The organism is Bradyrhizobium sp. LB14.3, from assembly GCF_040547985.1.
GTDB lineage: Bacteria > Pseudomonadota > Alphaproteobacteria > Rhizobiales > Xanthobacteraceae > Bradyrhizobium.
In genome coordinates this window covers 125,336-134,231 of record NZ_JBEPQT010000019.1, presented here as the reverse complement: position 1 = coordinate 134,231, position 8,896 = coordinate 125,336, and the positions used below count along the sequence as shown (strand labels likewise).

Sequence of the window (8,896 nt, the reverse complement as noted above, 5' to 3'; positions counted from 1 at the left end):
TCGTCTCCAGGTTGGGTGGTATTGCAACCTCAGTCTGGCCTCAGACTTGGTCGCTATCCACTCCCCATGGAATCTTCGCTGCGCTCGCAATGACGGGGAGAGAGTTTTGTAGTCCCTATAAAAAGCTCTGCGGATCGACGTCGACTTCGAGCTTTTGATTGCCTTTCGGCTTCGGGCACACGGCAAGCCAGTTGCGCAAATAATCCGACAGGTCGAAGCCGCGCGCCGATTTCACCAGGATGCGGAAGCGGTAGCGGCCCTTGATGACCGCGAGCGGGGCTTCCGCCGGGCCCAGCACCACCACGCGTTCGTCGCGCGGCGCGAGCGCCACGAGACGGCGGCCAAATCCTTCGGCGCTCGGTCGGTCGCCGGCGGAAATGATCAGGCTCGCGAGCCGCCCGAACGGCGGATAGAGCGTGCGCTCGCGCAAGTCGATCTCGCTGTCGTAGAAGGCTTCGCGGTCGCAGGCGATCAACGCCTTCATCACGGGATGGTCGGGCTGGTGGGTCTGGAGATAGCCGACGCCGCGGCCCTGCTCGCGCCCGGCGCGGCCGATCACCTGGTTGAGCAATTGCCAGGTGCGTTCCGATGCACGCGGATCGCCATTGGACAGGCCGAGATCCGCATCGACCACGCCGACGAGATTGAGCCGCGGGAAATTGTGGCCCTTGGCGACGAGCTGCGTGCCGATGATGATGTCGACGCGACCCTCCGCGATGTCATTCAGTTCGGAGCGCATCGTCTCGATCGAGGTGATGAGATCGCTCGACAGCACCATGGTGCGCGCTTCCGGGAATAGCGCGGCCGCCTCTTCCTGCAAGCGCTCGACGCCGGGCCCGACCGCGACCAGCGATTCCTCCGCCGAACAATGCGGGCAGGTTTGCGGACGCGGCATCGAGAAGCCGCAATGGTGACAGACGAGCCGCTGGCGAAAGCGGTGATCGACCAGCCAGGCATCGCAGATGGTGCACGCGAAGCGATGACCGCAGGCGCGGCACAGCGTCAGCGGCGCATAGCCGCGGCGATTGAGGAACAGCAGCGCCTGCTCGCGCTTTTCGATCGCGATTTTGATCTCGGAAGCGAGTCGCGGCGAGATGAAGCGGCCGCGCGCCGGCGGCCCGCGGCGCATGTCGATGGCCTCGATATGCGGCATGTGCTGACCGCCGAAGCGCGACGGCAGCGCGATGCGCTGATAGCGGTTCTTGCGCGCATTGACCTCGGATTCGACCGACGGCGTCGCCGAGGCCAGCACGATCGGGACCTTTGCGATATGCGCGCGCACCACCGCCATGTCGCGGGCATGATAATGGACGCCCTCGTCCTGCTTGTAGGCCTGGTCGTGCTCTTCATCGACGACGATGAGGCCGAGATTGCCGTAAGGGAGAAACAGCGCCGAGCGCGCGCCGACCACGACCGGCGCGCTGCCCTCGGAGATCGCCGCCCAATTGCGCGCGCGGGTGCGCGGCGTCAGCTCCGAATGCCATTCCAAGGGACGCACGCCAAAACGCTGCGCGAAGCGATCGAGGAACTGGCCGGTCAGCGCGATCTCCGGCATCAGGATCAGCGACTGTCTTCCGCGGCGGATCGCCTCGGCCACGGCTTCGAAGTAAACCTCGGTCTTGCCCGAGCCGGTGACACCGTCGAGCAGCGCGACGTGGAAGGTGCCGTTGGCCGCGAGCGCGCGCATCGTATCGACAGCAATGCACTGGAGCTGTGTGAAATCCGGCCGGCTGAAATCCGGATCGGGGGCCGGCGGCGGCGGAGGCGGCGGCATCGGCTCGACCGTCAGCGTGCCTTCGTCGACGAGGCCGTCGATCACGCCGGCCGAAACGCCGGCTTCTTTGGCGGCTTCCGATTTGCCGTGCAGCAGCCGGTCCGACAGCACCTCGATCAGGCGCTGCCGCGCCGGCGTTAGCCGCCGCGGGGAATCACCGACCAGGCGCACGCCGGCGCGCACCCGCTCTGGGCCGAGGTTCTCGCCCATTCGCAGGCACATGCGCAGCACCATGCCGCGCGGGCTCAGCGTGTAATTGGCGACCCAATCGACCACGGAACGCAGCTCGGGCTTCAACGGCGGGATGTCGAGCTTGTCGCTGACCTCCTTGAGACGGTTGTGCAGGCGCGGATCCGGATTTGCGTTTTCGGCCCAGACCACCGCGATCACCTCGCGCGGGCCGAGCGGCACGCCGACGAGATCGCCCGCCTTCAGCTCCATCCCACGCGGCACCTTGTAGGAATAGGTCTGGTCGAGCGCGACCGGCACCAGCACGTCGACCATGCGGGTCGCGTTGGCGGGGACGGTCTGGCTGCGCGACGAATGATCCATGGGGGAGAATCGGAACCTGGGGGTCTTGAAGCTAACGCCTGGGGGAGGCCTTAGCGAACAGTAAACGGGTGTGATGCGATATACTGAGTGGAATCATTACGTCCAGAGCGCATGAGCAAAGCGGCCGCCCCACAAATCGAGCTCGCCAGCGCCGATCCCTCGATCGCGCAGGAGATGACGCGCTGGCTGTCCCATCTCGGCGCGGAGCGGCGGCTGTCGCCGAAGACGCTGGAAGCCTATAGCCGCGACTTGCGGCAGTGCCTGGATTTCCTCTGCGCCCATTGGGGCGAGCGCGTCACGCTCAAGCGTTTCGCCGCGCTTGAGGCCACCGACATCCGTGCCTTCATGGCGATGCGCCGCGCCGACGATATTGCCGGCCGCTCGCTGATGCGCGCACTCGCGGGCCTGCGCTCGTTCGGCCGCTTTCTCGAACGCGAAGGCAAGGGCAAGGTCGGCGCACTCTCGGCGATCCGCGCGCCGAAAGTCGCCAAGACCCTGCCAAAACCGCTGCCGATGGCGTCGGCCAAACGTCTTGCGGACGCCGACGAACGCGCCGGCGAGGATCGCGAGACCTGGATTTTGGCGCGCGATGCCGCGGTGATGGCGCTTCTGTATGGATCAGGCCTGCGTATCTCCGAAGCGCTTGGCCTGACGCGCCGCGAGGTGCCGCGTCCCGGCGAGGGCGACGTGCTGATCGTGACCGGCAAGGGCAACAAGACCCGCATGGTGCCGGTGCTCCAGAACGTGCTCGCGCTCGTGCAGGAGTACGTCGCGATGTGCCCGTATCCGCTGCCGGCGGAGGGACCGATCTTCTTGGGCGCACGCGGCGGGCCCTTGAGCCCCCGCATCATCCAGCTCGCGATGGAGCGGCTGCGCGGCGCGCTCGGCCTGCCCGACAGCGCCACGCCGCACGCGCTCCGCCATTCCTTCGCGACGCACCTGTTGTCACGCGGCGGCGATCTGCGCGCAATTCAGGAATTGCTCGGCCATGCCTCGCTCTCGACCACGCAGATCTATACCGGCATCGATTCCGAGCGGTTGCTGGAAGTCTATGCCAGCGCGCATCCGCGGCGGTGAGGCATCAGTCGGCGAGATACTCAATGTCAAAGATGTAGTTCGAGCCGCGGCCGATCTCGGCGCGAACATAGGGCTTGAACTTGAGGCGGTCATAGACCGGCGTCGTCGCCTTCACCGTGTGACCCCCGATATCGGCAAGATGTTCGGCGATTCGCTTGCCGGACCCGCGTAAGCTCTCCACGCGCCCCTCAATCACGAGGCGCGGCTCGGCATAGTCCGAATACAATGTGCTGGCGAATAGCCAGGTCCCGGCAGCACCAAGCACAAGGGCGACCACAAGCTTCCACTTGGAAAGCCGTGGCGAACCCTGGCCGCCGTTCATCAACCTGCGCAGGGCCAATCCAAACATAGTCAGCGAGAACATCACGCCGAACAGATAGGCATCCGTGACGCCCGCGATCGAGCTGCGCCAGTAGAGAAGGCCGAGGACGAAGTAGACGAAGAACGCGCTGATCGCGGCCACGATGACGTAGAGGCGCAGCCGGGGATGGCTGATCGCCGCCAGCAGGACGACGAAAAGGGCCACGATCGGCCAAAGCGCCCAGGCGATGAATTCCGCTGTAGTCATGCGCTGAACGTAAGACGCGTGACAAAAAAATCCCTTAAAGCATCCGCTCAAATGATCGCTTGGCGCTTGCGCCGGAACAACGGTTCGGTCAATCGTGGGGAACCGAGCCAGGAGGGACTTATGAGCGCACATGAAAGCATGGAGCATGCCGAGCATGCCGAGCACGCGTCCGGCTCGAACAAGAAGATCGCCCTCCTGATCGCCGTGCTGGCGCTGTTCCTGGCGATCTCGGAGACGCTCGGCAAGGGCGCCCAGACCGAATCGATCAGCAAGAACGTCGAGGCCGCCAATCTCTGGGCGTTCTTCCAGGCGAAGAGCGTTCGCCGCACCGTGGTGCTGACCGCGTCCGAGCAGGGCAAGCTCACGCTCGGCGCCACCACCGACGACGCCATCAAGGCGACGGTGCAGAAGCAGATCGACGACTGGACCAAGACCGCGGCGCGCTATCGCTCCGAGCCGGAGACCGGCGAAGGCACCGAGCAGCTCGCCGAAAAGGCCAAGCACGCCGAGCACGAGCGCGACGAGGCGACCGCGAAATACCATCACTTCGAACTGGCGTCGGCCGCCTTCCAGATCGGCATCGTGCTGGCCTCGGCCACCATCATCACCGGCATCATCGCGCTCGCCTATGTCGCCGGTGTTTTGACCCTGGCCGGCATCTTCATGACGGCGCTCGGCCTGTGGATGCCCCATCTGCTGCATTTGCATTGATGCGCTGAAGCGACGTACACCGTTGTCATGCTCCGCGAAGGGGCATCCAGTACGCCGCCCACCTTCGCGGGCAATGACACCGAACAAGTGGCGATGATCAGCGCGCTTCGTGCACGCTCTTGCGAAAACGCTGGATCAGGCGGAGCGTGCGGGAGGACCAGCCTTCGCCGTTGCCGGCGATCAGCTCCCTGATGCGGCGCTTGACCGGATCGACCAGCTCGGCGGCCTTGGCGCGCAGCTTCATCACGAGCTGATAGAGCCGCTCGAACCAGCCCATCTCCATCAGCTTGTCGCGCGTCACGTCGAACACGAAAGCGGTGACGCCGACCCCGAGCAGCTTTGCGAACAGGATCGTGACGACCGCGCTGGTCCAGTATTCGTGCGTGAGCAGCCACAGGCCGACCAGCTTGAGCGGAAACAGCGGAACGATCGGGACCGCGAACACGATCAGCGTCATCGCCGGCGACAGCGCGTCGACACGCTCCGACAGCCATTGCTTGAACCGCGCGAGCGGAATGATTGCGACAGCCCGCGCGACGATCGGTTCGAGATGATCCCACAGCCAGGCTTCGATCAGGAAGATGATCGCAAGCAGGACCCAGACCGGTTGAAGCAGGCGGCGCAGCATGTGTTTCCCGCCCGATTCGGAGCTGGGCGCGACCTACATATGGATGGCCCGCTTGCCGACTGCAAGCGCGGCCTCCTTGATGGCCTCCGAGCGGGTCGGGTGCGCGTGACAGGTGCGGGCAAGATCCTCGGCGCTGCCGCCAAACTCCATGAGAACGGCCGCTTCATGGATCATTTCGCCGGCTTCGCGGCCGATAATGTGCACGCCGAGCACGCGATCGGTCTTCGCATCTGCGAGAATCTTCACAAAGCCGTCGGTGGTCTGGTTGACCTTGGAGCGGCCGTTGGCGGTAAAGGGAAACTTTCCGACCGTATAAGCCACGCCCGCCTGCTTCAGCTCCTCCTCGGTCTTGCCGACGCAGGACACTTCCGGCGTGGTATACACGACGCCCGGGATAACATCGTAGTTCACGTGACCGGCCTGCCCGGCGATGATCTCCGCGACCGCGACGCCTTCATCCTCGGCCTTGTGTGCAAGCATCGGGCCCGCCACGACGTCGCCGATGGCATAGACGCCCTTCACGCTGGTGGCGAAATGCGGATCGATCTGCACGCGGCCGCGATTGTCGAGCGCTACGCCCGCTTCCTTCAGCCCCAGCCCGTCCGTGTACGGCGCGCGGCCGATGCAGACCAGAACGACGTCGGCTTCCAGCGTCTCGGCAGCGCCGCCGGCGGCGGGCTCGATCGTCGCCTTCAGCATCTTGCCGGAGGTGTCCACGCCTGTGACCTTGGCGCCGAGCTTGAACGCAAAACCCTGCTTCTCCAGGATGCGCTGGAATTGCTTGGCGATCTCGCCATCCATGCCGGGCAGGATGCGGTCCAGGAATTCGACGACGACCACTTCGGCGCCGAGACGATGCCAGACCGAGCCCAGCTCGAGGCCGATCACGCCGGCGCCGACGATCAGCAGCTTGCCGGGGACCTTGTCCAGCGAGAGCGCGCCGGTCGACGACACGATGCGGGTCTCGTCGATCTCGATGCCCTTCAGACGCGCGATGTCCGAGCCGGTGGCGATCACGATGCTCCTGGTTTCGACGACCTGCGACTTGCCGTCGGCGGAGATCTCGACCTTGCCGGTGCCCAAGATCTTGCCGGTGCCCTTGAGCACGTCGATCTTGTTCTTCTTCATCAGGAACTCGACGCCCTTGACGTTGCCGTCGATGCCCTGCTGCTTGAAATTCATCATCGAGGGCAAATCGAGCTTCGGCGCCGAGACCGACACGCCCATCTTGGCGAAGGAGTGCCCGGCTTCCTCGAACATTTCGGAGGCGTGCAGCAGCGCCTTCGACGGCATGCAGCCGACATTGAGGCAGGTGCCACCGAGCGTGGCGTTCTTTTCGACCACGGCGACTTTCATGCCGAGCTGGCTTGCGCGCACCGCGCAGACATAACCGCCCGGTCCGGTGCCGATGACGACGAGATCGTAGGTAGCCATGAGAGAAAGTCCCGTGAGTTTAGCGTGATGAGGATGTGTCAGCGTCCGCGCGGCGCGTCAGCGTCCGCCGGACACATCGAGAGTGGCTGCGGTGACGTAGGAGGCCTCGTCCGACATCAGCCAGACGATGGCGTTGGCGATTTCGTCGGCGGTACCGACGCGCTTCATCGGCACCATATGGGCCAGACGATGATGCCGATCGGGCTCACCGCCAGAGGCGTGGATTTCGGTATCGATCAGGCCGGGGCGGATGCCCGCGACACGGATGCCTTCGCTCGCGACCTCATAGCCCAGGCCGATGGTGAAGGAATCGATCGCGCCTTTGGAGGCGGCATAATCGACATAAGTATTGGGTGCGCCGAGCTTGGCGGCAACCGATGACAGATTGACGATGACGCCGCCCGTGCCGCCGTGTTTCGTGGACATCCGCTTCACCGCTTCGCGGGCGCAGAGGATGGAGCCGGTGACGTTGACCGCCATGACGCGCTGGATGCGTTCGGCCGACATCTCGTCGACACGCACGCCGCTGGTCCCGACGATGCCGCCATTGTTCACGAGCGCGCCGAGCGTGCCGAACTTGTCCGCCGCCTGGAACAGCGCGAGGATGTCGCTTTCCTCCGCGACGTCGCATTTGACCGCGATCGCCTTGCCGTTGCTGGCCTCGATCACGGCAACCACCTCGTCGGCGGCCTGCTTGTTGCTGGCATAGCCGACCACGACGCGGAAGCCGCGCGCGGCCGCCGCAATCGCGGTCGCGCGGCCGATGCCGCGGCTGCCGCCGGTGATGACAACGACTTTATCCGTCACGCGCGCCTCCATGGTTCGACACGCGCCGCCGCGAAAGGCGACGGCGCTCGCAGAGCATCAGGGATCAGAGATCGAGCACCAGGCGAGCCGGATCTTCCAGGCTCTCCTTGACGCGAACCAGGAAGGTGACGGCTTCCTTGCCGTCGATGACGCGGTGATCGTAGGACAGTGCCAGGTACATCATCGGGCGGACCTCGACCTTGCCGCCGATCGCCATCGGCCGCTCCTGGATCTTGTGCATGCCGAGGATGGCCGACTGCGGCGCATTCAGGATCGGGGTCGACATCAGCGAGCCGTAGATGCCGCCATTGGTGATGGTGAAGGTGCCGCCCTGCATCTCGTCGATCTTGAGCTGGCCGTCGCGGGCGCGGCGGCCGAAATCGGCGATGCCCTTCTCGATGTCGGCGATCGACTTGTTGTCGCAGTCGCGCACCACGGGCACGACGAGGCCCTTGTCGGTGCCGACGGCGACGCCGATGTGGTAGTAGTTCTTGTAGATCAGATCGGTGCCGTCGATCTCGGCATTGACAGCCGGGATGTCCTTCAGCGCCTGCACGACGGCCTTGGTGAAGAAGCCCATGAAGCCGAGCTTCGAGCCGTGCTTCTTCTCGAACGCATCCTTGTAGTGGGCACGCAACGCCATGACGTTGGTCATGTCGACCTCGTTGAAGGTCGTGAGCATCGCCGCGGTGTTCTGCACGTCCTTGAGGCGGCGCGCGATGGTCTGGCGCAGCCGGGTCATCTTGACGCGCTCTTCGCGGGCGGCGTCATCGGCCGGCGACGGCGCGCGGACCTGAACGGCGGCGGCGGGCTGGTTGACCGGGGTCGGCGCAGACGCCGCACGCTCGATCGCGGCGAGCATGTCGCCCTTGGTGACGCGGCCGTCCTTGCCGGAGCCCGGAACGGTCGAGGCGTCGATGCCGGTCTCAGCCGAGAGTTTGCGCACGGACGGGGCGAGCGGGGCGTCGGCCGGCGGCGCCTTTGACGCCGCAGCGGGAGCAGCCGCGGCGGTGGCGGCAGGAGCGGCAGCCGCGGGCTTTGCGGGCGCAGCGGCAGCCAGTTTGGCAGCGCCAGCGGCACCCTCGGTGATCTGGCCGAGCAGCGCACCGACCGCAACGGTCGCGCCATCGGCGGCGACGATCTCGCTCAGCGTGCCGGCGGAGGGCGCCGGGACTTCGATGGTGACCTTGTCAGTCTCGAGCTCCACCAAGGGCTCGTCGACGGCGACGGGATCGCCCGCCTTCTTGAACCAGCGGCCGATGGTGGCCTCAGTGACGGATTCGCCGAGGGTCGGCACACGAATTTCAGTCATGGTCTTTTCCTTAAGGAGATCGCCAATGCAGAC

General features: G+C 65.4%; 8 protein-coding genes. 2 read left to right on the top strand and 6 right to left on the bottom strand.

Annotated elements, in window-relative coordinates; translation table 11 throughout:
* Window positions 1–115: 115 nt before the first annotated feature.
* Window positions 116–2,326, bottom strand: a complete 2,211-nt coding sequence (locus ABIB00_RS28315) for a primosomal protein N' (RefSeq protein ID WP_354106613.1) — start codon at window positions 2,324–2,326, stop codon at window positions 116–118.
* Window positions 2,327–2,437: 111 nt separating this feature from the next.
* Here ABIB00_RS28315 and ABIB00_RS28310 point away from each other — a divergent pair, with 111 nt between their 5' ends.
* Window positions 2,438–3,403 (top strand): tyrosine recombinase XerC, encoded by a 966-nt coding sequence (locus ABIB00_RS28310; protein ID WP_354106612.1) that lies wholly within the window; start codon window positions 2,438–2,440, stop codon window positions 3,401–3,403.
* Between the two features lie 4 nt (window positions 3,404–3,407).
* Here the strand turns inward: ABIB00_RS28310 and ABIB00_RS28305 are convergent, their stop codons facing one another.
* A complete protein-coding gene (locus tag ABIB00_RS28305) occupies window positions 3,408–3,971 on the bottom strand; it encodes a hypothetical protein (protein WP_247444069.1) in 564 nt (187 codons plus the stop codon).
* Window positions 3,972–4,091: 120 nt separating this feature from the next.
* Here ABIB00_RS28305 and ABIB00_RS28300 point away from each other — a divergent pair, with 120 nt between their 5' ends.
* Window positions 4,092–4,682, top strand: coding sequence for a DUF4337 domain-containing protein (locus tag ABIB00_RS28300; protein ID WP_247444070.1), 591 nt, complete (start codon window positions 4,092–4,094; stop codon window positions 4,680–4,682).
* Window positions 4,683–4,779: 97 nt separating this feature from the next.
* On the opposite strand, the gene ABIB00_RS28295 is transcribed toward ABIB00_RS28300, so the two are convergent.
* Genes ABIB00_RS28295 through odhB form a run of 4 tightly spaced genes read right to left on the bottom strand, consistent with a single transcriptional unit; the run spans window position 4,780 to window position 8,863 of the window.
* Complete coding sequence (locus ABIB00_RS28295) at window positions 4,780–5,310, bottom strand: hypothetical protein (protein ID WP_247344395.1); 531 nt, start codon at window positions 5,308–5,310, stop codon at window positions 4,780–4,782.
* 33 nt (window positions 5,311–5,343) lie between these two features.
* Entirely contained in the window at window positions 5,344–6,744 is a 1,401-nt protein-coding gene (lpdA, locus tag ABIB00_RS28290; RefSeq protein WP_247444071.1) for a dihydrolipoyl dehydrogenase, read from the bottom strand.
* 57 nt (window positions 6,745–6,801) lie between these two features.
* Entirely contained in the window at window positions 6,802–7,563 is a 762-nt protein-coding gene (locus ABIB00_RS28285) for an SDR family oxidoreductase (RefSeq protein WP_354106611.1), read from the bottom strand.
* A gap of 52 nt (window positions 7,564–7,615) precedes the next feature.
* On the bottom strand, window positions 7,616–8,863 hold the full coding sequence (odhB, locus tag ABIB00_RS28280) for a 2-oxoglutarate dehydrogenase complex dihydrolipoyllysine-residue succinyltransferase (RefSeq protein ID WP_354106610.1): 1,248 nt from the start codon (window positions 8,861–8,863) through the stop codon (window positions 7,616–7,618).
* Window positions 8,864–8,896: the final 33 nt, after the last annotated feature.